Origin of the sequence: Acinetobacter sp. MF4642 (genome assembly GCF_002018925.1) — a bacterium.
GTDB lineage: Bacteria > Pseudomonadota > Gammaproteobacteria > Pseudomonadales > Moraxellaceae > Acinetobacter > Acinetobacter johnsonii.
On the sequence record NZ_MVON01000012.1, the window covers coordinates 39440 to 64099 of the forward strand.

At 43.6% G+C, this 24660-nt stretch carries 24 protein-coding genes; 8 read left to right on the plus strand and 16 right to left on the minus strand.

Translation table 11 applies throughout. From position 1 onward, the window contains the following. The first annotated feature begins 49 nt into the window (after nucleotides 1–49). On the plus strand, nucleotides 50–1414 hold the full coding sequence (locus tag MF4642_RS08580; RefSeq protein ID WP_413772803.1) for a sigma-54-dependent transcriptional regulator: 1365 nt from the start codon (nucleotides 50–52) through the stop codon (nucleotides 1412–1414). A gap of 4 nt (nucleotides 1415–1418) precedes the next feature. On the opposite strand, the gene MF4642_RS08585 is transcribed toward MF4642_RS08580, so the two are convergent. The 4 genes from MF4642_RS08585 to lptF all read right to left on the minus strand — a co-directional run bounded on the left by MF4642_RS08585 (nucleotide 1419) and on the right by lptF (nucleotide 6457). Further along, nucleotides 1419–2594: a S41 family peptidase gene (locus MF4642_RS08585; RefSeq protein ID WP_078425940.1), complete on the minus strand. Its 1176-nt coding sequence runs from the start codon at nucleotides 2592–2594 to the stop codon at nucleotides 1419–1421. An 18-nt stretch (nucleotides 2595–2612) separates the two neighbouring features. Next, the gene (gene gpmI / locus MF4642_RS08590; protein WP_078425941.1) at nucleotides 2613–4160 is read right to left on the minus strand and encodes a 2,3-bisphosphoglycerate-independent phosphoglycerate mutase; all 1548 of its coding nucleotides are present in this window, start codon (nucleotides 4158–4160) and stop codon (nucleotides 2613–2615) included. Between the two features lie 123 nt (nucleotides 4161–4283). Next, nucleotides 4284–5354, minus strand: a complete 1071-nt coding sequence (gene lptG / locus MF4642_RS08595) for an LPS export ABC transporter permease LptG (RefSeq protein WP_004692843.1) — start codon at nucleotides 5352–5354, stop codon at nucleotides 4284–4286. Nucleotides 5355–5356: 2 nt separating this feature from the next. Beyond that, a complete protein-coding gene (gene lptF, locus MF4642_RS08600; RefSeq protein WP_010325691.1) occupies nucleotides 5357–6457 on the minus strand; it encodes an LPS export ABC transporter permease LptF in 1101 nt (366 codons plus the stop codon). Between the two features lie 158 nt (nucleotides 6458–6615). On the opposite strand from lptF, the gene MF4642_RS08605 reads away from it, so the two are divergent. From MF4642_RS08605 to MF4642_RS08615, 3 genes are read left to right on the plus strand one after another with little or no spacing between them, the layout of a single operon-like run. Beyond that, the gene (locus tag MF4642_RS08605; RefSeq protein WP_078425942.1) at nucleotides 6616–8064 is read left to right on the plus strand and encodes a leucyl aminopeptidase; all 1449 of its coding nucleotides are present in this window, start codon (nucleotides 6616–6618) and stop codon (nucleotides 8062–8064) included. Further along, on the plus strand, nucleotides 8057–8464 hold the full coding sequence (locus tag MF4642_RS08610) for a DNA polymerase III subunit chi (RefSeq protein WP_078425943.1): 408 nt from the start codon (nucleotides 8057–8059) through the stop codon (nucleotides 8462–8464). The genes MF4642_RS08605 and MF4642_RS08610 overlap by 8 nt, the downstream gene beginning before the upstream one ends. A 31-nt stretch (nucleotides 8465–8495) precedes the next feature. Beyond that, the gene (locus tag MF4642_RS08615) at nucleotides 8496–9131 is read left to right on the plus strand and encodes a hypothetical protein (protein ID WP_078425944.1); all 636 of its coding nucleotides are present in this window, start codon (nucleotides 8496–8498) and stop codon (nucleotides 9129–9131) included. A gap of 85 nt (nucleotides 9132–9216) precedes the next feature. Here MF4642_RS08615 and MF4642_RS08620 read toward each other — a convergent pair whose 3' ends face one another. From MF4642_RS08620 to glnK, 7 genes are all read right to left on the minus strand, one after another. Beyond that, on the minus strand, nucleotides 9217–9765 hold the full coding sequence (locus tag MF4642_RS08620; RefSeq protein WP_004692848.1) for a VTT domain-containing protein: 549 nt from the start codon (nucleotides 9763–9765) through the stop codon (nucleotides 9217–9219). A 145-nt stretch (nucleotides 9766–9910) separates the two neighbouring features. After that, nucleotides 9911–10570, minus strand: coding sequence for a riboflavin synthase (locus MF4642_RS08625; RefSeq protein ID WP_078425945.1), 660 nt, complete (start codon nucleotides 10568–10570; stop codon nucleotides 9911–9913). 23 nt (nucleotides 10571–10593) lie between these two features. Beyond that, the gene (locus MF4642_RS08630; protein WP_004692850.1) at nucleotides 10594–11892 is read right to left on the minus strand and encodes a DNA adenine methylase; all 1299 of its coding nucleotides are present in this window, start codon (nucleotides 11890–11892) and stop codon (nucleotides 10594–10596) included. Next, entirely contained in the window at nucleotides 11889–12992 is a 1104-nt protein-coding gene (gene ribD / locus MF4642_RS08635) for a bifunctional diaminohydroxyphosphoribosylaminopyrimidine deaminase/5-amino-6-(5-phosphoribosylamino)uracil reductase RibD (RefSeq protein WP_078425946.1), read from the minus strand. Before ribD ends, MF4642_RS08630 begins: the two co-directional genes overlap by 4 nt. A gap of 14 nt (nucleotides 12993–13006) precedes the next feature. Continuing rightward, nucleotides 13007–13465 carry a transcriptional regulator NrdR gene (gene nrdR / locus MF4642_RS08640; protein ID WP_004692852.1) on the minus strand — a complete coding sequence of 153 codons (459 nt, stop codon included), beginning with the start codon at nucleotides 13463–13465 and terminating at the stop codon, nucleotides 13007–13009. Nucleotides 13466–13616: 151 nt separating this feature from the next. Next, nucleotides 13617–15011, minus strand: a complete 1395-nt coding sequence (locus tag MF4642_RS08645) for an ammonium transporter (protein ID WP_058868720.1) — start codon at nucleotides 15009–15011, stop codon at nucleotides 13617–13619. A gap of 59 nt (nucleotides 15012–15070) precedes the next feature. Further along, nucleotides 15071–15409 (minus strand): P-II family nitrogen regulator, encoded by a 339-nt coding sequence (gene glnK / locus MF4642_RS08650; protein WP_004281042.1) that lies wholly within the window; start codon nucleotides 15407–15409, stop codon nucleotides 15071–15073. Between the two features lie 275 nt (nucleotides 15410–15684). Here glnK and MF4642_RS08655 point away from each other — a divergent pair, with 275 nt between their 5' ends. Together MF4642_RS08655 and MF4642_RS08660 are read left to right on the plus strand one after the other, a co-directional pair. Next, nucleotides 15685–15912: an accessory factor UbiK family protein gene (locus tag MF4642_RS08655; protein WP_004692854.1), complete on the plus strand. Its 228-nt coding sequence runs from the start codon at nucleotides 15685–15687 to the stop codon at nucleotides 15910–15912. A 65-nt stretch (nucleotides 15913–15977) separates the two neighbouring features. Beyond that, nucleotides 15978–17465: a YifB family Mg chelatase-like AAA ATPase gene (locus MF4642_RS08660; RefSeq protein ID WP_078389582.1), complete on the plus strand. Its 1488-nt coding sequence runs from the start codon at nucleotides 15978–15980 to the stop codon at nucleotides 17463–17465. A 108-nt stretch (nucleotides 17466–17573) separates the two neighbouring features. Here MF4642_RS08660 and MF4642_RS08665 read toward each other — a convergent pair whose 3' ends face one another. Further along, nucleotides 17574–18317: a TorF family putative porin gene (locus MF4642_RS08665; protein WP_004692873.1), complete on the minus strand. Its 744-nt coding sequence runs from the start codon at nucleotides 18315–18317 to the stop codon at nucleotides 17574–17576. A 346-nt stretch (nucleotides 18318–18663) separates the two neighbouring features. After that, nucleotides 18664–19434: a TorF family putative porin gene (locus tag MF4642_RS08670; RefSeq protein ID WP_004692874.1), complete on the minus strand. Its 771-nt coding sequence runs from the start codon at nucleotides 19432–19434 to the stop codon at nucleotides 18664–18666. A gap of 458 nt (nucleotides 19435–19892) precedes the next feature. On the opposite strand from MF4642_RS08670, the gene MF4642_RS08675 reads away from it, so the two are divergent. Continuing rightward, nucleotides 19893–21221 (plus strand): OprD family outer membrane porin, encoded by a 1329-nt coding sequence (locus MF4642_RS08675; RefSeq protein ID WP_078425964.1) that lies wholly within the window; start codon nucleotides 19893–19895, stop codon nucleotides 21219–21221. A 101-nt stretch (nucleotides 21222–21322) separates the two neighbouring features. On the opposite strand, the gene ppa is transcribed toward MF4642_RS08675, so the two are convergent. Beyond that, entirely contained in the window at nucleotides 21323–21847 is a 525-nt protein-coding gene (gene ppa / locus MF4642_RS08680; RefSeq protein WP_004692877.1) for an inorganic diphosphatase, read from the minus strand. A gap of 118 nt (nucleotides 21848–21965) precedes the next feature. Further along, nucleotides 21966–22370 (minus strand): MAPEG family protein, encoded by a 405-nt coding sequence (locus MF4642_RS08685; RefSeq protein ID WP_005401007.1) that lies wholly within the window; start codon nucleotides 22368–22370, stop codon nucleotides 21966–21968. 107 nt (nucleotides 22371–22477) lie between these two features. On the opposite strand from MF4642_RS08685, the gene MF4642_RS08690 reads away from it, so the two are divergent. Continuing rightward, nucleotides 22478–22858, plus strand: coding sequence for a hypothetical protein (locus tag MF4642_RS08690; RefSeq protein WP_005401008.1), 381 nt, complete (start codon nucleotides 22478–22480; stop codon nucleotides 22856–22858). 48 nt (nucleotides 22859–22906) lie between these two features. On the opposite strand, the gene MF4642_RS08695 is transcribed toward MF4642_RS08690, so the two are convergent. Next, the gene (locus MF4642_RS08695) at nucleotides 22907–24586 is read right to left on the minus strand and encodes an AMP-binding protein (RefSeq protein WP_078425947.1); all 1680 of its coding nucleotides are present in this window, start codon (nucleotides 24584–24586) and stop codon (nucleotides 22907–22909) included. Nucleotides 24587–24660 lie beyond the last annotated feature (74 nt).

The following is a 24660-nucleotide window of genomic DNA, read 5'->3' on the forward strand; positions in this document are numbered from 1 at the left end:
AAAACCACTTGTTTTATTGGTGGATGACGAACAAGACTTATGTACACTGATGCAAATGTCTTTAAGTCGGATGGGGATTGATACACATATTGCCTATCGTTTACAAGAGGCGGTTCAAGCCCTGAAAACGCATCAATACGATGCCTGTCTAACCGATCTGAATTTACCCGATGGTAATGGCCTGAGCTTGGTCGATTTTATTGCTCAAAATTATCCTAATTTGCCTGTTGCAGTGCTGACTGCTTACGGCAATATGGATATTGCGATTGCCGCACTTAAAGCCGGTGCTTTTGATTTTGTCAGCAAACCGATCAACCAAAAACATTTAGAGCAACTTTTACAAAAAGCCTTTAATCAACCCATCAGTCAACTGCATATCCAAGAAGATACGCTTGAACATCGTCTGCTGATTGGTCAGTCCCTTCCTATTCAGCAGCTACGCATCACCTTAAAAAAAATTGCACGCTCACAAGCGCCTGTCTTTATTACGGGTGAATCAGGCACGGGCAAAGAAGTGGTGGCTAATCTGGTACATCGCCTGAGCAATCGCAATGAAGGACCATTTATTGCCATCAACTGCGGTGCCATACCGACTGAACTGATGGAAAGTGAATTGTTTGGACACCGTAAGGGTAGCTTTACAGGGGCGACTCAAGACAAACAAGGGCTGATTCTGTCTGCGCATGGCGGCAGTTTATTTTTAGATGAAATTGCTGAGTTACCGCTCACTATGCAGGTGAAACTGCTGCGCGCGGTACAAGAAAAACGCATTCGCCCAATTGGGAGTGACACCGAAATTGATGTCGATTTCCGTGTGATTAGTGCCAGCCATCAAGACTTAGAAGCACTGGTGCAACAAGGCAAGTTCCGTCAGGATTTGTACTTCCGCATCCATGTCATGGACATTGTGCTGCCTGCTCTACGTGAGCGTGGCAATGACATTATTCTTTTGGCACAACATTTCATTCAAAAAATCTGCCAAGAATGGGACATCCCAGTCAAACCACTGAGTGAACGTGCACGTGAGTTTTTATTGGCCCAATATTATCCAGGCAATGTGCGTGAACTACGCAATATGATGGAACGTGCCATCACTTTAAGTGATGAAAGCAGTATCGACTTACCACACTTGCAAACAGCCCCACTGCGACCGATTGCTCAAACCAACTACGCCAATGCCACGCAACAAGGTGCTGTTGGCAATGATCAACTCAGTCATGTGCCTTCGCGTAAATTGCCCGAAGAGGGTTTAGAGCTGTATTTAGAAAAAATTGAAAAAGAAATTTTGATGAATGCGCTCAATCTCACCCACTGGAACCGAACACTGGCGGCTAAAAAGCTCGGTATGTCTTTCCGCTCTTTACGTTATCGCTTGAAGAAATTCGGGCTAGATGGCGAAGATGATCCCGTTTAGAGACTTAACGACGGTTAATTAGAATCTCTGCCACATGTTCAACATAGCTTTCGTCTTTGAGTTCATGTGGCATTGGGTATACCTGATTCGGTGCAATTCCCACCCCTTCAATCATCCGACCACTTGGAGTGTAATAATGCGATACGGTCATTTGCAGCGCGGCACCATTCGATAACGGAAATAGTTTCTGTACCACACCCTTACCATAACTTTTTTCACCAATCACCCACGCCCGTCCATGCTCCTTCAGCGCAGCGGTAAACACCTCCGCGGCCGATGCAGAGCGGTCATTAATCAGAATCCCCACTTTTAAGTTTTGAAACTCTAGGCTGGGTAAAGCTTGGAACTGTTGATCCCCTTCAGAACGGCTTTGGGTTGAAACAATCACCCCTTGATTTAAGAATAAATCAGCAGATTCAACTGCGGCAGACAATAGCCCCCCGGGATTATTTCTGAGGTCAATCAAGACCGCTTTTAAACGCGAAGACTGATGTTCTTCAATCAGTTGCTGAATTTCATTGGCCGTATCCTGTTGAAACACCCGCACCTTGAGCACCAAAACTTGGTTATTCAATAATTGCGCCTGAATATCGGTTTCAACTTTTTTGGTTCGGACTAAATTGATCGGGGTTGAGTTGGCTTTCAACTGCAAGCTGACGGTACTACCAATCGCCCCACTGAGTAATTCATTGACTTGAGCATGGTTGAGCTTGCGTAGCTCTTGATCATCCACTTTAAAAACAGAGATCCCATTTTTTAAGCCCAGTTTGCTGGAATCTGAGTCAAGTTTTAATCCACGAATCAGCCATTGTTGTAAGCGAGAATCAAACTCTAAACTGAAGTCAACTGAAGCCAGATCCCCTTCGGTATATTGCACCAGTTGTTTATATTCTTGAGGAGATAAATAGCGAGAATAACGGTCTAGGCCACTGACTAAACCTTTAATCGCCTGTTGAAAGAGTGCTTCATCACTACGTTCAGCCACATAATTGTCTTTGGCTAAACCGTAGATTTGCACAAATTGTTGAATGGATTCAATCGGAACCTCAACATAACCTTGTTCCAATTCATCATCAAAAGCGGGTGCTGCCGCAGTTTTTGCAACAGCCCCCATCGGGTGGATCAGACTCAGACCTAAAGCAATCACTACACCTATTGAAGTCCACGATGCTTTTGCCATTTACCCACCCAAATTGATTTATACGTCTAATGTAATTAAGTTACGACCTTGCATGTCTGCTGGAACAGGAAGATGCATCAAGCTTAACAAGGTTGGTGCGACATCGGCCAATACGCCACCCTCAGCAATGGTTGCTTGAGTTGGGCCGACATAGATAAAAGGCACCAATTCTGTCGTATGCTGGGTATGCACCTGACCACTGTGATAATCCTGCATTTGTTCAACATTACCATGGTCAGCCGTAATTAACATATGGCCTTTTTGTGCCATCACCGCTTCATAGACACGGCCTAGGCATAAATCAACAGCTTCCACAGCTTTCACTGCTGCATTAAACACGCCCGTATGACCAACCATGTCGCCGTTGGCATAGTTCACCACCAATAGATCAAACTCACCTGAGTTAATCGCAGCCACCAATTCATCGGTTACTTCATAGGCGCTCATTTCTGGCTTGAGGTCATAAGTAGCAACATTTGGCGAAGGAATCAAAATACGTTTTTCACCTGGATATTCATCTTCACGACCACCACTGAAGAAGAATGTCACATGTGCATATTTCTCAGTTTCAGCAATACGCAATTGGGTTTTACCAAGGTCTGAAAGATATTCACCAATCGAGTTTTTTAATGCTTCAGGCATATACGCCACAGGTGCATCAATACTGGCTTGGTAGCGTGTCAACATCACAAACTTAGATAAGTTTGGTACAACTTTACGCTCAAAGCCTGCAAAATCTTTTTCAACAAATGCTTTGGTAATTTCACGCGCACGATCCGCACGGAAATTCATAAAGACAATGCTGTCACCATCTTGAACTTTCACGACATCGCCAATGCGTGTTGCTTTGACAAATTCATCAGATTCGTCTGCGGCATAAGCCAAGGCTAAACCTTCAACTGCTGTAGCTGCAGTACGTGTTGCTTCAGACTCTGTGAGTAAACGATAGGCTTGTTCCACACGGTCCCAACGGTTATCTCGATCCATCGCAAAATAACGACCAATCAGACTCACAATACGACCTTGATTTGGATATTGAGCAAACAATGCATCTAATTTTTCTAAAGAAGGCTGTGCACTGCGTGGTGGGGTATCGCGACCATCTAAGAAGGCATGAAGGTATACAGTTGCACCGCGTTTTAACGCAAGTTCAGCCATGGCAACAATGTGGTCTTCGTGTGAATGCACCCCACCTTCAGACAATAGCCCCATGATGTGCAAAGCGCCACCCGCGGCTTTGGCTTTTTCAACAGCATCAACCAAAACTTCATGTTCGAAAAAAGCACCCGTACGAATGTCTTTGGTGATTCGGGTAAAGTCTTGATAGAGCACACGACCTGCGCCCAAGTTCATATGGCCCACTTCAGAGTTGCCCATTTGGCCATCTGGCAGACCCACGTCTTCACCAGAACCTGAAATTAAGCTATGCGGATGCTTTGCTTCAATCGCTGTTAAATTCGGTCGATTCGCTGCTAAAAATGCATTGTCTTCGATCGCTTCACGGTGTCCCACACCATCCATAATGACCAGTACGTGAGGGATTTTGCCAGCAGTTGCATCCGCCATAATAAGCACTCTTTTTTTGTCTACAAATTCATCGCTCTATCTTACCGAATTTTCGGTCAAGACTCTATGCAGGCATGATGGTTTAACACCATCATCCGCATTGTTTTCTTCAATATCGTACAGTTATCGCGCACGTTGTAATAAATAACCACCTGCGACAAACATCAGTAAAATCGGCACAAAAACGAACCATGCGGGTGAAGGTGAATAAACCAAACTTGCATAACCCAAGAAGTCTTGCAGGTAAAAGAAACCTAAGCCTGTAAACAGTGCAATCACCAAACGAAAACCCATCGATTGTTGGCGCAGTGGGCCAAAAATAAAGGAACAAGCAATCAACACTAAAGCAATCAAGGCAAATGGAGACGCCACTTTCTGCCAAAAAGCCAACTGATAAGTTTTAGGCACTTGGCTATATTCATGCATATAGCTCATGAAACTGACCAATTGACTCGGTGAAAGGTCTTCAGGGTCAATCGTCACCATGTGCACATATTTCGGCTGCAGTGCCAGTGCCAAAGGCGTTTCAGCGGCCTTTTGTGCCGTAGCATTGCCTGTCGGCAGCAAATCAACTTGGGCCGTATTTTCTAAAATCCAACGACCATCTTGCACAAACTGACCTTGCTCAGCATTTAAAACGCCTTTCAAACGAGCATTATTGTCAAAGTCGACCACTTGCACATTTTTCAGCTGACCTTGAGAGTTGGCATAATCGACATAAATAAAACGCTGCCCTTCTCGTGTCCAGTAACCGCGTACTTCACCGAGCTCAGCCGCAGTTCGATGGCTTTTCACACCTTTGGCTTGCTCATTGGTATAAGGAATCACCCATTCACTTAAAGCGAATGACAGCACCACCAAAATTAAAGCCGAACGAATCACCCAACCGACGATTCGCCAGAGACTCACCCCCACCGAGCGCATCACAATCAGCTCACTGTTTGAAGCCAAAGTGCCCAGTCCCAGTACCGAGCCAATTAACGCGGCGATGGGTAGAATCTCATAGAGATATTGCGGCGCCCCCCACAGTACGTAACGTAAAGCATCCCAAGCGCCATAACCTTCTTTAAGAGAGCCTAACTCACCCAAATAGGTAAACAGAATTTGCAAGACCGATAAAATAGCGGTAGCACCCAGCATCGCCATCGCGGTGGTTTTGGTCACATGTTTTGCGACTATACGACGTGCGAACATGATTAAGACCCCGCTCGTTGTAATGTTTTCTTAATTTTCGGGGCCAGCTTTTGTTTACGCGAAAACAAAGCCGCTGCTATCGCATAGATCACCAAGATCATTGGATAAGCCCAAATCCCCATTTCTTCTTTACTGACTCGGGTTTTAATGGCCATCAGCGCCACGATTAAACTGGCAAAAATAAGCAATGCAGGGAACAGCTTTAAATAACGGCCTTGGCGTGGACTCACTTCAGATAAAGCCACAGCGAGAAGCAACGCCACTACAATGGCAAACGGTACAAAAATACGCCAGCCCAACTCACTCGCCACGACAGGATCATTACGATTATCCCAAAGTTTCATGGTGGACAATGCTTCAACATCAGCACTTTCAAACTTTGCTTCTTTATCATTTTCTAAACGTAGGCGATAAGACTGAAACTCGGCTTGGCTATAACGCGGCTGTCCCGGATAAATTTCATAACGGCGACCTTGCACCAAATCCACCACATTGGCGGGATCATTTTCAATTTCAACCCGCGTGGCTTCTTTGGCCAAAATCATCACATCAGGCTTACCTTCTGCTTCAGCGCGTTGATAGAAGAAGATGTCTTTGAGGTTTTTACGGTCTTCGGATAAGTCACCCGCATAAATGGTATAAGGACCCGATGAAATAAACTCTTTGGGTCGAACCAAATCAAAACCAGTACGCACCGCCTGACTAGTGGTGAGCTGCTCAAACTGGCGAACACCCCACGGCGCCATCCAAAGCATCAGCACGGCTTGAACGGCAAGAAACACCACGGTCATAGGAATCAGCAGTCGCCCCAATTGGTTACGACTGACGCCACTGCCATTGAGTACCGCCATTTCATGATCGACATACAGACGACCAAAAACCAGCATCAGTCCAATAAAAAAGCCTAGAGGAAGAATCAGCGTTAAAAATTCAGGCAAACGATAGCCAATAATGCTAAATAAAATACCTGCATCTAAGCGACCCTGCGCGGCTACGCCAAAATACTTGATCAAACGACCGCCCATCATGATCAAGGTCAATAAGGCGATCACAACCAAGGATGTCGACACCACTTGTTTGACCAGATAACGCCGAATAATCAAATTAATTCTTCCAAAAATAGGTGAATAAAAACTAGCGCTAGTTTACCCGAATAGTGAAAATATAAAACCTGTACTCTTGTTGCACTTTGCAACTCTATTCATGTTAAGGTTTCAGTGGTTTAATCATTTTCAAACTTTATAAGGCTTAAATAAAACTTATGAAACTCTCTATTAATACGTCATTCACAGAGAATACGTCTAGCCAATTTTTGTTGATATTAGTAGATTCTGAAAACACGCAACACCTTGCAAATGCTTATCAAATTAATGATTTAAACAACTTAATTGAAGCAACTCAGTTTAAAGCCGCGTTCAATGAAACCTTGAGCCTCATTGGTCAAATTCCAGCAAGCCCCAATGCAGCCTTGGTGGGTGTCGGTAAAGCAGCTGAATTACAAGCAGCAAAGCTGGTGAAAATTGCTCAAACCATTATCAAAGCTTCACAAAAAAAATTCAAACACATCAGTATTGACCTTTCAGCCCTTCCAGCTGAGCTCCATTATTTATTTGCCCTCAGTTTGACGCAAGCGGCATATGCATTTGATGAATTCAAATCAAAAAAAGCCGACAACGTGCTTGAACAGATCTGCCTGATTGCCGCTGAGTCGCCGCTGAATGCTGCACAACTTAAACTGATTGAAGCCGTGCAATCAGGTCAAAGCTTTGCTCGTGACTTAGGCAACCGTCCGGGCAATATCTGTTTCCCTGAATATTTGGCAGAGCAAGCCTTAGAACTGGCAGCTCAATATCCTGACCTACTCCGTGTTAATGTGCTTGATGAGCAGCAAATGGCGGATCTGGGCATGCATTCCTTCCTTGCGGTGAGCAAAGGTTCAGACCGCCCAGGCCGTATTATTACCCTTGAGTATCAAGCTGAACGTACTGAAGCCCCAGTGGTCTTGGTCGGTAAAGGAATCACCTTTGATACAGGTGGCATTTCATTGAAGCCGGGTGCTGGTATGGATGAAATGAAATACGACATGTGTGGTGCAGCATCGGTTCTAGGGACGCTCCGTGCCCTGTGTGAATCACGTTTAGCCATTCATGTCGTAGGTACGATTGCGGCAGCTGAAAATATGCCGTCAGGTAAGGCTACGCGTCCAGGTGACATCGTGAGCACCATGAGTGGTCAAACCGTTGAAATTTTAAATACCGATGCAGAAGGTCGTTTGGTGCTGTGCGATACATTGACCTATGTGAAGCGCTTTAACCCTGAACTGGTCATTGATATTGCAACCTTAACGGGCGCCTGTGTCGTGGCACTCGGTTCAGTCTTAACGGGTATGTTTACCCCAGATGAAAAACTGGCGGCCGAACTATCTGAAGCAGGTCAAAATAGCTTTGACCGCGTCTGGCGCATGCCTGTGATTGATGACTATCAAGAACAGTTAGACTCTCCATTTGCCGATATTGCCAACATTGGCGGGCCTAAAGCTGGTGCCGTAACTGCAGCGTGCTTCTTGCAACGTTTCACCCGTGATTACCGCTGGGCGCATTTGGACATCGCAGGTACAGCATGGAACTCGGGTGCCAATAAAGGAGCAACCGGTCGTCCAGTACCCTTATTGATGCAATTCTTAGCTCATCGTGCGCAGTCTAATGGCTAATATTAGCTTTTATCTGTTTGAACAAAGTCCTGAACGACAAGTCGAAAGTGCTTGTCGTTTATGTCGAAAAATCTTGCGTCAGCCAGAGCGAATCTGGTTGTATGCAAGCGACACTGAACTACAACAGCAACTAGATGAACGTTTGTGGAGTTTTGATGACACGAGCTTTATTCCGCATGGCATTGATCAAATCGATGCGCGTATTTGTATCTCAGCCCAACTGCCTGAGCAATCCGACTGGATTGTGTTCAATTTTAACGATCAAGCTCTTGAACAGTTCGAAAAATTTAGCCACATTATAGAAATTATTGAAAATAACGAATCGGCCAAACAACAAGGTCGTGAAAAATTTAAACAATATAGACGTCTCGGAGTTGAAGCTCGAACCTTCAAGCTTTAAATGATTCCCCGTCTAAATAAGGAGATGCGTAGTGGCATTGAATGTTGGTCCAGATTTTAAACAGCGCTGGTTAAATGTACCTGATGCTGTTCGTCAGGCCTTTATTGATGACCTGAGTCGCGTCTGCGATGTACTCAAACCTGAAACAGGTTTGCACAGTTGGATTGAACAAGACCAACGTGCTCAAGCTGTCTCGACCCAACGAATTGAACAAGCGTATGCCGATCTGAAAGCACAGCTGATTGAAGAAGCGCGGCTTCGCAAACAACAAGCGTTAGAAAAATCACTGGCAGACAAACGCGCAGCACAGGAAGCTTATGCGGAGAGCCTCAAAAAAGATGAAATCCGTCAGTTCAATGAGCAAACCCAAGCTTTAAATGTGATGCGTCAAAGTGTCGATCAGGAAATTTCGAGCTACACTGCACGCTATGAGAAAACGCCTGAACAAGCTCTGGACTATGCCAAAGGTAAATTTGGTATTGATGACTCACAAATTTTGTCGGAGTTAGAAAGTGTCCGTTTACGTTTAGAGCTTGAAGCGGAAACCTTAATTGAAGAGTCTGTAGCCAGCTATCGCAGTAAGCTACAAGCCGCGGCTCAAGAAGAAATTGACTATATTTTGAAAAATTCAGAATTTTCTGATGAAGTGGTATCCAACTCTGCCTAACAGGCCTTGGTTTCCACTCAGACTCACTGCGGTGAGTTTTTTTATGCACCCTTGTTTTGCTCGGCTGATGTAGTCTGTTTCGATCTCAAACCAACACATCAACCATAAATGATAAGGTATTGCCCACACCATAACCAATCGCCAACAAACTACCAATCCAAATCAGACCACCGGTCACGTTGTACCACATAAAAGTCGCCAAGCTCATATGCCCTGCGCCCGCAGCAAAAGGCGCGAAAGAACGCACAAAAGGAATAAAACGTGCCACTAAAATGGTTTTACCGCCATGCTTTAAGAAATATTGATTGGTCTTCATCATATATTCGGGTTTCAGCCAACGTGAATGCTGATGGGCAAATTTAAAGCCCAGCTTCTGACCGGTATAATAATTGACGATATAACCCAATACCGCAGCAATCATCATCAAAATACCCATGGTGTGGATATGGATTAAATCCGAGCTGGAACATAAGGCACCAATGGCAATCAGTAAACTGTCACCCGGCAAAAAGAACATAAAAACGAAGCCCGTTTCTGCAAAAATAATCAGAAAAAGAATCGCATAAATCCAAAGGCCGTATTCTGCAAGCAGTACGGGCAATAATTGTTCTAGATGGAGAAAAAAATCAATCATTGTCACCTATCCGTGCAATGAACTGCGTACTATCTTTCATCATACTCAATTGCTTACCTATTCATTTCAAAAGAAAAACTCCCTCATTTTGGGCAAATAGGGAGCTCATCTTTTGTCTATTCTTGCTGCAATCTAAACGATTTTTCTATTTCAAGAAACCATTTTGTGCCAAAAAGTCTAAACTAATTTTAGATTGTGAGGGAGTTTCCGCAGCTTTGTCACCCATCATCAGACGTTCAATGTAGCGTGCTAACACATCCACTTCAAGGTTCACTTGACTGCCTGCCTTCCACGTTCCAATGTTGGTTCGTTCAGCCGTATGTGGAATTAAATTGAGGCTTAAAATACGCCCACGCAAATGATTAATGGTTAAACTGATCCCATCGACCGTGATCGAGCCTTTTTCTGCCAAGTAACGTGCAATCTCGGCTGGCGCAGTTACTTCAAAATAAAGCGAGCGTGCATCTTCACGCACAACGGTGATTTCACCCACAGCATCGACATGACCTGACACAATGTGCCCACCAAAACGTGTGGTGGGCAACATCGCCTTTTCCACATTGACACGTTGTCCAGCTTTCCAGTGGGTCAGTGTGGTTCGGTTCAAACTCTCACGTGAGACATCGGCAGCATACCAGTGCTCACCCCAGTCAATCACTGTGAGGCAAATGCCATTGGTGGCAATTGAATCACCCAAATGTACATCTGACATATCAAGATCCGTACCAATGCGTAACCGCACATCGCCACCGACATTTTGTACGCTTTCAACTGTGCCTAGACTTTCGATGATCCCTGTAAACATTTCTGATTTCTACCTCTATATTTTTACCACAGCGCCAACTGTGTCGTGACCCCAGATGTATCGACCCCGCCCAATTCGGCATAATGGTACAACTGCCCCAGTAGCTGACGAATTGGCGGACCTGACTTGGCATGGGTATCGGTAATCACAATAAACTCTAACACACGCGCACGCTCAGACTGACGCTGCTTACTCACGCGATAACGTGGTACATCCTGCGTTAATAAAGTCACGCGACCTCGCTCCAAATTGGCTTTGAGCAAGTCCCCTGCTTCAATATTACCATCGGTTGAATAACTGGTCAGAATGTAACGTGCATTGATGGTGGAAAGTAATTTTTCATATGCCTCTTTGGCATACTTTGACGAGTTATAAGGACTCGGACGCTCTTTGCGCCACGCACGGTCAATTCCGCTTTTAAACCCTTTGGTGTCTGGTGTCGGTAAATCTACCTGATCCCATAGCGTTAAAGCATTTAAGACATGATAGTTACTGCTGTAAGCATGTTGGTTATAGGGTGGATCTAGATAGGCTACATCGACCTCAAAACTGCTCATTTGATTCGCCAAATGCTGCGCATCAACACACCACATTTCAGCCATCGGGTTCTTTTGCTTATTATCGCCCACTTCACTAAAACGACTTGGGGTCAACCACAGCAAGGATTCAATCCGCTCTAACGCTGTTTGAGTTTTACCGCCCCAACCGTGGTGGAAGCTTTTAAAAACGCCGGAAGTATTGCTGACAAAACTAGCTGAATAAAGTAAAGGTGCCAATAAAGCAGACATCTCCACATCATCGATTGCCCCTTGTGCCTGCCATGTGGCAATTTGCTGACGAATCGCATCAATGCGCATGCCGTTGCGACGCTTAAAGAACAAACGATCTCGGCTTGGATCATAGATTTCATCATTTCGCGGACACAAATTATGCGTTACCCAGCCCTTAACTTCAGGCAAGCGGTTTAAATAATCAATGGCTTTTTGATAACCACCCAACTCTTTAAATGCAGGCGCTTCAGTACAAGCCAAAATGGCATGGTTCAGCGCATGGCTATACGGTTCCCAGTCATTGGCAATCACGCGATAACCATTTTGACGTGCCAAACGCGAGACCACGCCCGAACCCGCAAAGAAGTCAGCAAAAATAGGCGCACGACCATCTGCACGGTTTAAAGTCCCTGTACTCTCGAGTGCCTCTAAAATCAGATGCAACAGACGGCGCTTATTCCCCAAATAAGGAACAAGTTGATGAAATAGATATTCATCGGTGGTACGTGCCGCGTGACGACGTTTATGATAAACCGTAGACTCTGAACTCATAATGACTCTTGAGAAGGGATAAGCGTTAAGCGCACATCGTCACCGAATTGTGTGACATCCATAAGCTTAAAGCGGAGTTGCTCTGCCATCTGAGAAAACTCAGCATTGAACATTGCACGTGCAGACTGACCCAATAAGGTCGGTGCTACATAACTAATCATTTCATCAACCAACTTTTCTTGTAAAAAAGTCGTCGATAACGTTGCACCCGCTTCAACCATGACATCGTAAATTTGATGCGATTGAACCAACTGCTTTAATAACTGATCTAAAGGCTGAACAGCAAACTGTATCACGCCTACATCGGCCAATGCTTGACGATAAGGCCCCATCACCATCACGGTGTCAGGCTGCTGTAAAATTTGGGCCGTCAGAGGCAAGCGGCCTTGACGATCTAAAACCAGACGTTTTGGTTGTACAACCGTTGTCAGATCCGCAACACCCTGAAGCTGTCTGACATTGAGCTGAGGATCATCGGCCAGTATGGTTTCAACCCCCGTGATCACGACGCCAGAAATGGCACGAAAATGCTGAACATCTAAACGTGCGGCTGGGCCTGTAATCCATTTCGACTCACCCGAAGCCATCGCCGTTCGACCATCTAAACTAGAAGCAACTTTTAAACGCACATAAGGCCTACCTGTAGCCATGGCTTTTAAAAAGCCCGCATTCAACTGATGCGCTTCGGCTTGGCAAATACCAACATCGACCTCAATGCCTGCTTCTTTTAAAATTTGTACCCCTTTACCAGCCACTAAGGGGTTGGGGTCTGGACAGGCAATCACAACACGCGCCACACCTGCCTCGACCAAACCTTTGGCACACGGCGGTGTACGCCCATAATGCGCACAAGGTTCTAAAGTGACATAAGCCGTTGCGCCTTGGGTCTGTTCGCCCGCTTCGCGCATCGCAAAAACTTCTGCATGGGGCTGACCCGCTTTAGGGTGATAACCCGTCCCTAGCAACTGCCCATCTTTGACAATGACACAGCCTACATTTGGATTTGGCTTGGTGCTATATTGACCTTGTAGTGCTAAAGCAATCGCTTGTTTCATCCAAGCTTGGTCGGCGTGTAAAGCACTAGACTGTAATTCAGACATGGATGCCAACTCGCTTAATGTTCACGTTGTTGCATTTGTTCAATTTGGTGGCGAAAAGCATCGACATCTTGAAAGTCTTGATAGACCGATGCAAAACGCACATACGCAACATGATCCAACGAAAATAAAGATTGCATGACAATTTCACCAATGGTGCGTGATTTCACATCACGCTCACCTAAACGGCGGATTTGCAGTTGAATATCGCTCAAGACGGTTTCAATTTGCTCTTGCGTCACGGGACGTTTTTGTAAAGCATGCATCAACGAACGACGCAATTTCGCTTCATCAAAAGGTTCACTTTTGCCATCCGACTTGATCACACGAGGCATGACCACTTCATAACTTTCAAAGGTTGTGAATCGTTCACCACAACTAATACATTCACGACGACGACGAATTTGACATCCTTCAGCGGCCAAACGTGAGTCGATCACTTTACTGTCTTCAGCGTTGCAAAATGGACAATGCATAGTGGTTAAATTGAACAAATTTGAATGGTTTTAGAGTGTAGCAAAAATTCGGTGTTTTGTAGAGTTTTACGCTAGATATAGAAAAAAAACAGCCCTTTCGGGCTGTTTCACACAATATATTGATTATACTGTTTATTTATTATTCTATTGATTAGTCCACGCGTTCGCCATGTTGGCTTAAGTCTAGGCCCATACGTTCATCATCAGATTCAACGCGAATTCCAATCACCAGATCAATCACTTTTAAGATAATGAAGGTTAAGACTGCTGAGTATGCAATCGTTGCCAATACCCCTTCAACTTGAACCCAAAGTTGATGCATCACATCACTTGGTGCTTTGTCGCCCATGATGAAGTCGCTTGCAAAGAATGCCGTTAAGATTGCACCCACGATACCACCCACACCGTGTAAACCAAACGCATCTAAAGAGTCATCGGCTTTTAAAGCACGTTTCAAGGCACTGATACCCCAGAAGCACACCACACCACCGATTAAACCCATCGCCAGTGCACCGCCGACAGTCACAAACCCTGCTGCTGGTGTAATCACTACCAGACCAGCAACCGCACCAGATGCAGCACCAAGTACTGAACCTTTACCACGTGCAACTTTTTCAGTAATTAACCAAGAGATTGCCGCTGCTGCTGCTGCTACTTGAGTCACAAGCAATGCATAACCTGCTGAGCCGTTTGCGCCCAATGCAGAACCCCCGTTGAAACCAAACCAGCCTACCCACAGTAGGCTTGCACCCACAACGGTTAATGCCAAGTTGTGTGGAGCCATTGATTCACGACCTAAGCCCATACGTTTACCAAGCATATATGCAGCAACCAAACCTGCCACACCTGAGTTGATGTGTACAACGGTACCGCCGGCAAAGTCGAGTGCGCCATCATTTGCTAACCAACCACCGCCCCATACCCAGTGAGTAATTGGTGCATAGACCACGACTACCCAAATCGAGATGAAAGCGATAAATGCGCCGAATTTCATCCGTTCTGCAATTGAACCACTAATAATGGCAACGGTAATGATGGCAAAGGTCATTTGGAAAATAACGAATAGAACTTCAGGAATCGTCCCTGTGAGTGCATCTGTGGTAATCCCAGTCAGCATGAACTTATCTAAGCCACCAATAAAGGCATTGCCCTCACCAAAGGCCAATGTATAACCAATGATGACCCATGCAATACTTACCACTGCTGCAGCAACAAAGCTATGTGCCATAGTACTTAAGACGTTTTTCTTACGAACCATACCGCCGTAGAATAACGCTAAACCTGGAATGGTCATTAATAAAACCAGTGCTGTGGAGACTAAAATCCACGCCGTATCACCTGTATCTAATGTTGGTTCTTCTTCTGCAGGTGCGGGTGCTTCTACTGGAGCAGCAACGGCTTCAACCGCTGGAGCAGCCACATCCGTTGTTTCAACCACTGTGACTTGTTCTGATGGCGTTGGCGCTGTTGCTGCTTCTTCAGCCCAAGCAACAGAACCACCTAAAAGTGCGCCAGATAAGCTCAGCGCGAATAGCATCTTTTTCATTCGTATCCCCCAACCTAATTTGTGCGAGTTATGTGTTACTCAGCAAACTTCATGCCAAATTAAACGGCATCGGCACCTGTTTCACCTGTACGGATACGGATGACTTGCTCTAAATTTGTGACGAAAATTTTACCGTCGCCAATTTTTCCGGTACTAGCCACACGTGTGATTGACTCAATCACCGCGTCGACCATTTCATCACTGATCGCGATTTCGATTTTTACTTTTGGTAAGAAATCAACAACATATTCAGCGCCACGATAAAGTTCAGTATGACCTTTTTGACGACCAAAGCCTTTGACTTCAGTTACCGTGATCCCTTGAACACCAATTTCAGACAGTGCTTCACGCACATCATCCAATTTAAACGGTTTTACAATTGCAGTTACGAGCTTCATGTTTGTTTTCCTTCGGCTTATTTCACCAGTAAGGTTTTATGTTCAAATTTCATGCCAAAAATTCTTAGGTTGGGGGGAAAAGAAAGTCTGACATGAGTTTTCTTTATACCCTATTCTATACATTTAAATGCGTTTTGAGCTTCAAAATTCAGGTTTTTTAGTCGAAGATTTATGATTTTTTTACAATCGATGAAATCATATTTCATCTGAAAGGCTATAGAGTCAGAAGCAGCAATGGTACACTGCTGTCACGTCTCCAACTGTTGGATATAGAAATGATTGAAACTTTATTACAAGCCATACTGGAACAAGTCGAACAACCTAAACAAGACTTAGAACATAATTTACGCGCACTGCTGAATGAAGCAGTCACCAAGATGGATTTGGTTTCCAAAGATGAAATTGAACGTCAACGTACTGCACTGAATAATGCCAATTTGCGTTTAAATGACTTATTGAAACAAGTGGAAGCTTTAGAGTTACGCATTCAGAACAAAAAATGAGCACCTGTTTGGTGCAACAAAAGACGCATAACGAATTAAAATAATGCACTATAATGGAACAAAAGATGTCTTTTGCCAAAATTTACACTCGAGCTTTGCTCGGTTTACACGCACCTTCGGTTGAAGTTGAAGTTCATCTGAGCCAAGGACTACCCTCTTTAACTATTGTGGGGCTTCCTGAAGCAGCCGTTCGGGAAAGCAAAGATCGGGTGCGCTCCGCCATTATCAATAGTGGTTTTCAGTTTCCGACCAAACGCCTCACCATCAACCTTGCACCCGCAGACCTGCCCAAAGACAGCTCACGACTGGATTTGCCTATTGCACTGGGTATTTTAATTGCCTCTGGTCAGCTCCCTGAGCAAGGAACTGAAAATTTTGAATTTATAGGTGAGTTGGCACTTGATGGGCAACTGCGACCAATTTCAGGTACTTTAAGTATTGCGATTGCCTGCCAGCAAGCTGGGCATCAACTGATTTTACCTGAGGCCAATGCGCAAGAAGCCTCTCAACTGCCCAACTTTCAAGTGTTTGCAGCGCAACATTTAAAACAAGTCTGTGAGCATCTGTCGCAAAACCATCTCATCCAACAGTTTCAACCCACGGCGCTAAAAGCCTCACAGCACTACAAATTTGATTTGGCCGATGTTAAAGGTCAACTGCGTCCGAGACGTGCCTTAGAGATTGCGGCAGCAGGTGGTCATTCTTTGCTATTTAAAGGACCGCCAGGAACAGGGAAAACCCTATTGGCTTCACGTTTAGCCAGTATTCTCCCACCCTTGAACACGCAAGAGAATTTGGAAGTGGCGAGTATTTACTCGGTGGCCAATCATCAACATCCTTTTGGACAGCGGCCATTTCGTGCACCGCACCATACAGCTTCTGCGGTTGCCTTAGTCGGTGGCGGGTCACAACCCAAACCCGGTGAAATTACTTTGGCACATAAAGGCGTGCTGTTTTTAGATGAACTACCAGAGTTTGACCGCAAGGTTTTAGAGGTTTTAAGACAGCCGATTGAAGCCAAAGAGATTGTGATTTCGCGTGCTTCACGGCAGATCACCTTTCCAGCCAATTTCCAACTAATTGCCGCAATGAATCCGTGTCCCTGTGGTTATGCGTTTAATCAAGATAGCCGTTGTCAGTGCTCAGCCGAGGCGATTAAACGCTACCAAAACCGCATTTCAGGGCCGTTACTGGATCGGATTGATTTACATATTGATGTACCACCCTTGCATGCTTCTGAATTGCAGGACACACAAGTCGTAGAAGACTCGGCAACTGTACGTGAGCGCGTGATTCAAGCTTATCAATGGCAAATGCAGCGCCAAGCTTGTCTCAATATGGCCTTATCACCCAAACAACTGGAACAGTTTGCGCCACTCAATGAACAAGCCGCGCTGATCTTTGAAAAGGCACAACAGCGCTTAAACTTATCTGCTCGGGGGTATCACCGTATTTTAAGAGTGGCCAGAACCATTGCCGACTTAGCGCAGTCTGAACAGATTCAAACAGGCCACTTAACCGAAGCCCTGTCTTATCGTGGGCAACATCACTAAAACGGCTGACTGTTCATAAAAACTGACAAGTTAGAGCGAAATCCCATCGCCGATAAAAAAAGCCCACTCGATTGGAGTGGGCTTTTTTATATTTAAGCAGCGTACAGCTTAGAACTCATACTTCAAACCGAAGACAACTTTGTTCTTTTGTTTTACGTCCGCACGGTCATAACCACCCAAGGTGTAATTCATACTTGCGGTTAAACCTGTTTCAGCTAAAGGTTTGCTCACGCCCACATCAAAATGACGGAAACCAAAACTCTCCGTCGTCCCTAATGCTTCTTCATAATCGCCAGAGTCTTGATAAGCATATAAGCCCAATGCCGTATCTAAGCTGAAATCATTCGGCAATGGATAACTATAAGTTGCCTTAATATAAGTATCACCCGCGTTACTCCAAGTGGTATCTTCCAGTAAAGTCTGTACAGTGACGCCAAAGTCTTTGTAGCTTAAGCCAAGCAAAGTTTCAAAACCGTTGGTATCTGAATTATCTGTTTCATAGTAATAATAATAAGTCGTACCAATAGTATAGCCGAGATCATCATTAATTGAGCCGTTATAGCCCGCGTAGAAATTGTTTTCAAAGGCATCACGGCCTTCTTCAACCAATGAATAACCCAGTGTAGAACCCCACCAACCTGCATAAAAACCAGATGCGTGGCTGTAATCTAAACCACCTTGAATAGTCGCATCTTCATTTTCAGGCGTATTGGTAATACCACGTAAGTTATAACTAGAAAAAACCCCAATATTCCCTGACACAGAATGAACGGACGTTGCTTCATCTGCATAAGTGAATGTAGAAGCTGCAGCTACCACAGCTAAAGATAATGCCTTAAGTGCAAATTTCATGGTTTGATTCCCCCACATCGTATCCGACGTCTTTTGGTTATTTCGATAAACTCATGTAGGTAGTAGCAATAGCTATGCCACATTCAATTCAACATCAGATACACCTTTTACAAAATCATTATAAATAATTGTTTTTATTAAAATTATTTAAAATATAAAAAATTTAGCTCGCACTCAACTTGATCGTTAAACCTCTTCGCGGTGAATTGAAGCCAAGCCCATCAAGCAAACATAATTGTTTACAATATGCGCTATTTTGAGACTCATCTTTGGAAGGTACGTTTTTAAGTGCATAAAAAAAGTGCATCCCCAACCGATCTGGATGCACTTTTCATATCTACAACATTTAAAAGTTGTAAGTTAAACCCAGCACCAGATGGTCCTCTAAATCCTCGCCCATACGATTATGCACACCATAAATATAATCCGCAGACATCTCGATCCCTGTCTCTGCAAAGGGCCTACTCAGGCCTAAGCGAACTTCATTAACAGTAAAGTTCTTCTCTGTAGTGAGTATGGCATCATCATGCTGACGATAAATCGATGCACCAATTGAACTATTGAATTGAAAGTGTTGTGGAAGAGCATAATGATGTGCAAGGCTTAAATAAGTATCGCCCGCGTTGGCATAGCTCACATCCACTAAAGCCACCGTGACGCCTACATCAAAGTCTTTATAGCTCAGACTATTTACAAATTCCGCTCCAGTTGTACTTCGGCGTTCTGTGCGATCCTCACTATAGACCGAGCCGCCATCATTATATAAATAAGTCACAATATGCGAGCGGTAGCTTAAATCTGGACTGAGTGCGCCTGCATACCCCATATAAAAATCATGCTCAACACCGTGATCTTTACTGATATCCGCTGCATCATAATTCAGTGTTGAAGCCCAATAACCAGCATATAGACCAGATGCATGTTCATATTCAAGCCCTGCTTGTAGGGTAGGCTGATCATTTTCAATACCCCCACGATAAATATACTGACTGAGCACAGCAAGGCTTCCACTGAGTCCACCTTCTGAACTTTGTTGCTGTGGCTCACTTGCGTTGACCAACATACTGCCAGTGGAAAAAATTAAAAATAGTGCAATTTTATGTGAATTCTTATGCATTTAAGTTCTCGAAATTTCTTTAGACATGAATCATTTACTGATTCCATACCCATAAATTTTAAAGCTATTTTTTAACAATAGGTCAATTTTTCCTAGGTAACTGCTGTGTAATTCATCGTTTGCCAATCTGGCTATGGGTGATTTTGAGCTGATTCCAAAAGATTAGAAATGACTGAACACTTTGATTCATAAGCTAAAATGACCTCACAGTCTATATATTATATTCTGCAATACATAGCAAAAAACAGAATTAAGAAGAGAAAAATAATTCAATGTTTATAAAGACTTATTCTAGCAAGCCAAATATTTTAACTAAAATTAAAATATTTCAAACATATCGCTTACAAAAAAATGCATTACTTTAGTTGAATATGTTAAATAAAAATGACAATTTTTCAGCGATTACTTATACAATTGCTGTTCTCTTTCCATCCAATTTGTATAAGGTTCGCTCCCCAATGCAAAACACAAAAAAATTAACATTAGCAGTTTTAGTACAAACTGCACTTATATCAACAGCTTTTGCTAGCGAACAAAGTGAATCTAAAGGCTTTGTAGAAGACGCAAACGGTTCGGTTTTATTCCGTACAGGTTTTTTACATCGTGATAAAAAAGATGGTCTCACTAATGACACCAGTTCTGCTGCCCAAACAGCAATTGTCAATTTAGATTCAGGCTTTACTAAAGGTGTAATTGGTTTTGGTGCAGGGATTATTGGGGATGCTTCATTTAAACTCGGTAAAAATGGGCATACTGGTAACCAAATGATCCCAACTCATAGTCAAGATAATGCCGATGGAACTAAAGATGCCTATGATCATTGGGCACGTGGCGGCGCTTATGTAAAAGCACGTGTATCGAATACCACAGCTAAATATGGTACACAAGTATCTGAAATTCCAGTAATTGCAAGCAATACTGCTCGTTTAACCCCTGAGTACTACACTGGTCTTTATATTGAAAGTAATGAAATTAAAGACTTGACCTTAATTGGCGGTAAATTTACTAAAAACCAATGGTCTAATGATATCAGCTCAGACCAACAAAATTTGGACAGTGCTATTTTCTGGGGCGCAAAATACAAGTTTAACGACCAAGTTAATGCCTCTTATTATGGGGTAGACGTTAAAGATAAATTGGAACGCCACTATGCCAATGCAAATTACAACTTTGCTGTACCGAACGATGCAAATGTAACCTTAGATGCTGTCGCTTATAACACACAGTGGGAAGTTGGCGCAGCCACAGGTTCACATACTACAGATAACCTTGCAGACCGTGAAAACACTATTTGGGGAGTTTCGGCAACCTACAATAAAGATGTTCACAATGTAATGCTGGCTTATCAGGATAATGCTGGCAATACAGGTTATGACTATGCATACAATGCAGATGGTCTACAAAGTATTTATGTGCCAAATTCATACTTATCTGATTTCAACGGTAATGATGAAAAATCAGTAGGTTTGCAATACAACTATAACTTTAAAAACCACGGCTTACCTGGCTTGAACTGGACAAGTGCATTTGTTTACGGTTGGGATATTGATGTTGCAGAGCGCAACAACCAAACTAAAATTATTGATCAAGCTGAAGAACATGAGTTTTTCAACCAAGTGAAATACACGGTTCAATCGGGTGCATTCAAAGATGCTAGCTTACGCTTACGCTACTCGTACTTGCGTTCAAGTAGCAGCTACAATAACCAAAAAGTGAATAACAGCGAAGGTATTGGCTCAACCAATGAATGGCGTATCTGGTTAGATATTCCTGTGAAATTATTCTAATTTCTCAGAATAGAAGCCCAATAAAAAACCTGCACATTGTGCAGGTTTTTTTATTGAAGCCTACAATCAAACACAGTTCAATCAAGGCTTCATAGACAGGATTATTTTGCTGCTTCGATTGCTTTAAGCACTTCTTGCTTAGCAACTTCAGAACCTTCCCAACCTGTTAATTTAACCCACTTCCCTGGCTCTAAGTCTTTATAGTGCGCGAAGAAGTGTTCAACTTGTTGGATCAGTAAAGGTGGAAGATCGGTATATTCTTTCACGTCTTTATAAATTGGCGTTAACTTGTCGTGTGGAACTGCGATCAATTTCGCATCGATACCACCGTCATCTTCCATGTTCAATTTACCCACAGGACGGCAACGAATTACTGAGCCTGGTTCAACTGGATGTGGCGTTACAACAAGTACATCTAATGGATCACCATCTTCAGACAAGGTGTTTGGTACATAACCATAGTTCGCTGGGTAGAACATTGCTGTACCCATGAAACGATCTACAAAAAGCGCATCCGAATCTTTATCAATTTCATATTTGATTGGTGCTGCATTTGCAGGAATTTCGATGATCACGTAGATATCGTTCGGTGCATCTTTACCCGCAGGGATATTGCTGTAGCTCATAACATCACTCTTTAACAAGTTAAATCTTTTAAAAAACCGCATCGATTATAACGGTTTTTGAGAAAAAAATATTTCTGCGATTATACATCCACTGGGTGAAAATATGTATGTTTCGCACTTAGCCCATCGTCAGTCGAATGACCAACAATAATAAACAAATAGGACAAAGCAGTGACAACAGCCAAACGATCGATCGAAGCGTCGACCAGTTGGCCAAATAGCAAATACCATACACCACACGAAAGACAAGATAGGCAATACCAAACGTCATGGTGACCACTTGCGGAATCACCATATATTCAGCCATTAAGATAGCGGCAATAAATAAGGGTAAACTCTCAAAGCTATTTTGCTGTGCCGCATTGGCACGTGCTGCCAGACCAGTCGTCTTGGCGAGAAATTCACGCGGATGTTGATTATCTTTGGCGCGAAATCCTGCTGTTTTTTTAGCAATGATTGTAAATACGTAAGGCAGTAAACAAGCAATTAAAATGAGATAAATAATCCCGCTAATGCTTTGCATTGGTTTTTTCTCATCAAGATCATTTCGACGGCTATCATAGCATGGCATTCCGAGGATAAATTTGGTTAAATTATAGTGTTTTTATAATTTCCCGATGAGACTCCAGCATGGCTAGCCCTGATCAAAAAGAAATGTTCGACGTGCTCGAAATTCAGCGTCAACATCAACGCCAAGTGGATCGTGTTTTAAAGATTGTGCTTCCCGTTACTGCATTTTTATTGGCGGTCATTTGTGCCAATATGAATATTGGTTCGACTCTTGGCACACTGGTCATGCTGATCATTGCATTTTGGATGGTCGGGATTAAACGTCAGAACCTATGGTCTTGGTTGCTTGCAGTGACCGTCTATTGTCTGATCGATAATGTCCTGAGTTTTGGTAGTTTTGCTTTCCCAGCCTTCAGTCGTCAGTGTGGTACGATGCTGACCTTTGTTGGCATTTTGGGCATTGGCCGTCCCTATATCGACCGCTGGTTAATGAAGAATTAAATGTGAACATGAAAAAAAAGCGCCTGATGGCGCTTTTTTTATTTGAACTTAAGCTGTTTTACGTAAATCTTTACGTAGGATTTTACCTACGTTTGATTTCGGTAACTCATCCAAGAATTCAACATAACGCGGACGTTTGTAACCCGTTAAGTTCTCTTTCGCGAATGCCAATACTTCTTCTGTGGTTAAAGATGGATCTTTCTTCACCACAAACAGTTTTGGCACTTCACCTGATTTTTCATCAGGTACACCAATGGCAGCGACTTCCAATACTTTAGGATGCTTTGAAACCACTTCTTCAATTTCTGAAGGGTAAACGTTAAAGCCTGACACCAAAATCATGTCTTTCTTACGGTCTACAATTTTCACATAGCCGCGAGAATCCATGACACCAATGTCACCCGTACGGAAGAAACCATCTTTCGTCATCACTTTAGCCGTTTCATCTGCACGGTTCCAATAGCCACGCATCACTTGTGGACCACGGATTGAAATCTCACCCTGTTCACCCAGTGCAACTTCCTTACCATCATCATCCAAAATTGCAACTTCAGTTAATGGCAATGGAATACCAATCGTGCCACTGAATTCTTCAGACGCTGGCGGATTTGCCGTTGCCACAGGTGAAGTTTCAGATAGGCCGTAACCTTCAATGATGTTGGTCCCAGTAATTCGCTTCCACGCTTCTGCTGTAGAAGGAAGCACAGCCATACCACCGCCCATCGCCATTTTCAATTTGCTGTGGTCGAGTTGCTTAAACTCTTCATTGTTCACTAAAGCATTGAATAGCGTATTCACTGCTGGGAAGAATGACGGTTGATATTTACGTAATTCTTTCATCACCGCAGGTAAGTCACGCGGGTTTGGAATCAAAACGTTGGCTTGGCCTTTGTACATGCCGTACATCGCACACACCATGAACGCAAAAATATGATATAGCGGTAAGGCACAGAAAATGCGGTCATCAGGTTGACCATCTTGTGCACCAAATTTACTTTGGAAAATACCGTCACACTGCAACATGTTCGCCACAAGGTTGCGATGCGTCAGTTCTGCACCTTTTGATACCCCTGTAGTGCCGCCAGTGTACTGAAGCACTGCTGTGTCACTTAACGTTAAGTTCGGGCGCTTATAGTTACTCGCACTAACTTTCGACATTGCCGCATTAAAGCGAATATGGCCAGGAATATTCCATGCTGGAATTTGCTTACGCACTGAACGTAATACAAAGTTCACCAGTGTGCCTTTTAATGCACCCAACATGTCACCTACAGAGGCAATCACGACATGTTTAACTGGCGTTTTACCATTAATCGCTTGGTAAACAGAGGCAAAGTTTTCAATGATCACCAAAACTTCTGAGCCCGAGTCATTTAACTGATGTTCAAGTTCACGCGCGGTATACAGTGGATTGACGTTAACCAATACTAAACCTGCACGGAATACACCCAAAGCAACGATAGGATACTGAAGAACGTTCGGCATCATCACAGCGACACGTGAGCCTTTTGCTAGACCCAAACTTTGTAAATACGTTGCAAATTTACGGCTTGCTTCTTCTAACTCATTAAAAGTGAGCACTTTATCCATAAAGATAAAAGCATCACGAGAGCCAAATTTTTGGAAATTTCGTTCAAAAACATCGACTAATGACGTGTTTTCTGGTGGCAATTCTACAGTCTCTGGAATCCCCGTTTTTTGGTATTCTGCGAACCAAATTTTTTCCATATCGCCCGATTCTCCTATCAGTAATCCTTAAATTTCAACTATTGTTCTCAATATTAAGCGCTCTTTATTTAACT

What these genes read in the sequence shown, in the direction of transcription:
- MF4642_RS08585 (WP_078425940.1), bottom strand. Translation starts at nt 2,594, where the DNA reads ATGGCAAAAGCATCGTGGACTTCAATAGGTGTAGTGATTGCTTTAGGT.
- lptG (WP_004692843.1), bottom strand. Translation starts at nt 5,354, where the DNA reads ATGTTCGCACGTCGTATAGTCGCAAAACATGTGACCAAAACCACCGCG.
- MF4642_RS08645 (WP_058868720.1), bottom strand. Translation starts at nt 15,011, where the DNA reads ATGAAAAAGATGCTATTCGCGCTGAGCTTATCTGGCGCACTTTTAGGT.
- MF4642_RS08630 (WP_004692850.1), bottom strand. Translation starts at nt 11,892, where the DNA reads ATGAGTTCAGAGTCTACGGTTTATCATAAACGTCGTCACGCGGCACGT.
- glnK (WP_004281042.1), bottom strand. Translation starts at nt 15,409, where the DNA reads ATGAAGCTCGTAACTGCAATTGTAAAACCGTTTAAATTGGATGATGTG.
- MF4642_RS08695 (WP_078425947.1), bottom strand. Translation starts at nt 24,586, where the DNA reads ATGGAAAAAATTTGGTTCGCAGAATACCAAAAAACGGGGATTCCAGAG.
- MF4642_RS08690 (WP_005401008.1), top strand. Translation starts at nt 22,478, where the DNA reads ATGGCTAGCCCTGATCAAAAAGAAATGTTCGACGTGCTCGAAATTCAG.
- ppa (WP_004692877.1), bottom strand. Translation starts at nt 21,847, where the DNA reads ATGAGCTACAGCAATATCCCTGCGGGTAAAGATGCACCGAACGATATC.
- MF4642_RS08620 (WP_004692848.1), bottom strand. Translation starts at nt 9,765, where the DNA reads ATGATTGATTTTTTTCTCCATCTAGAACAATTATTGCCCGTACTGCTT.
- MF4642_RS08685 (WP_005401007.1), bottom strand. Translation starts at nt 22,370, where the DNA reads ATGCAAAGCATTAGCGGGATTATTTATCTCATTTTAATTGCTTGTTTA.
- MF4642_RS08665 (WP_004692873.1), bottom strand. Translation starts at nt 18,317, where the DNA reads ATGAAATTTGCACTTAAGGCATTATCTTTAGCTGTGGTAGCTGCAGCT.
- nrdR (WP_004692852.1), bottom strand. Translation starts at nt 13,465, where the DNA reads ATGCATTGTCCATTTTGCAACGCTGAAGACAGTAAAGTGATCGACTCA.
- MF4642_RS08605 (WP_078425942.1), top strand. Translation starts at nt 6,616, where the DNA reads ATGAAACTCTCTATTAATACGTCATTCACAGAGAATACGTCTAGCCAA.
- MF4642_RS08625 (WP_078425945.1), bottom strand. Translation starts at nt 10,570, where the DNA reads ATGTTTACAGGGATCATCGAAAGTCTAGGCACAGTTGAAAGCGTACAA.
- MF4642_RS08610 (WP_078425943.1), top strand. Translation starts at nt 8,057, where the DNA reads ATGGCTAATATTAGCTTTTATCTGTTTGAACAAAGTCCTGAACGACAA.
- MF4642_RS08660 (WP_078389582.1), top strand. Translation starts at nt 15,978, where the DNA reads ATGTCTTTTGCCAAAATTTACACTCGAGCTTTGCTCGGTTTACACGCA.
- gpmI (WP_078425941.1), bottom strand. Translation starts at nt 4,160, where the DNA reads ATGGCGGATGCAACTGCTGGCAAAATCCCTCACGTACTGGTCATTATG.
- MF4642_RS08675 (WP_078425964.1), top strand. Translation starts at nt 19,893, where the DNA reads ATGCAAAACACAAAAAAATTAACATTAGCAGTTTTAGTACAAACTGCA.
- MF4642_RS08580 (WP_413772803.1), top strand. Translation starts at nt 50, where the DNA reads ATGCAAATGTCTTTAAGTCGGATGGGGATTGATACACATATTGCCTAT.
- MF4642_RS08670 (WP_004692874.1), bottom strand. Translation starts at nt 19,434, where the DNA reads ATGCATAAGAATTCACATAAAATTGCACTATTTTTAATTTTTTCCACT.
- MF4642_RS08655 (WP_004692854.1), top strand. Translation starts at nt 15,685, where the DNA reads ATGATTGAAACTTTATTACAAGCCATACTGGAACAAGTCGAACAACCT.
- ribD (WP_078425946.1), bottom strand. Translation starts at nt 12,992, where the DNA reads ATGTCTGAATTACAGTCTAGTGCTTTACACGCCGACCAAGCTTGGATG.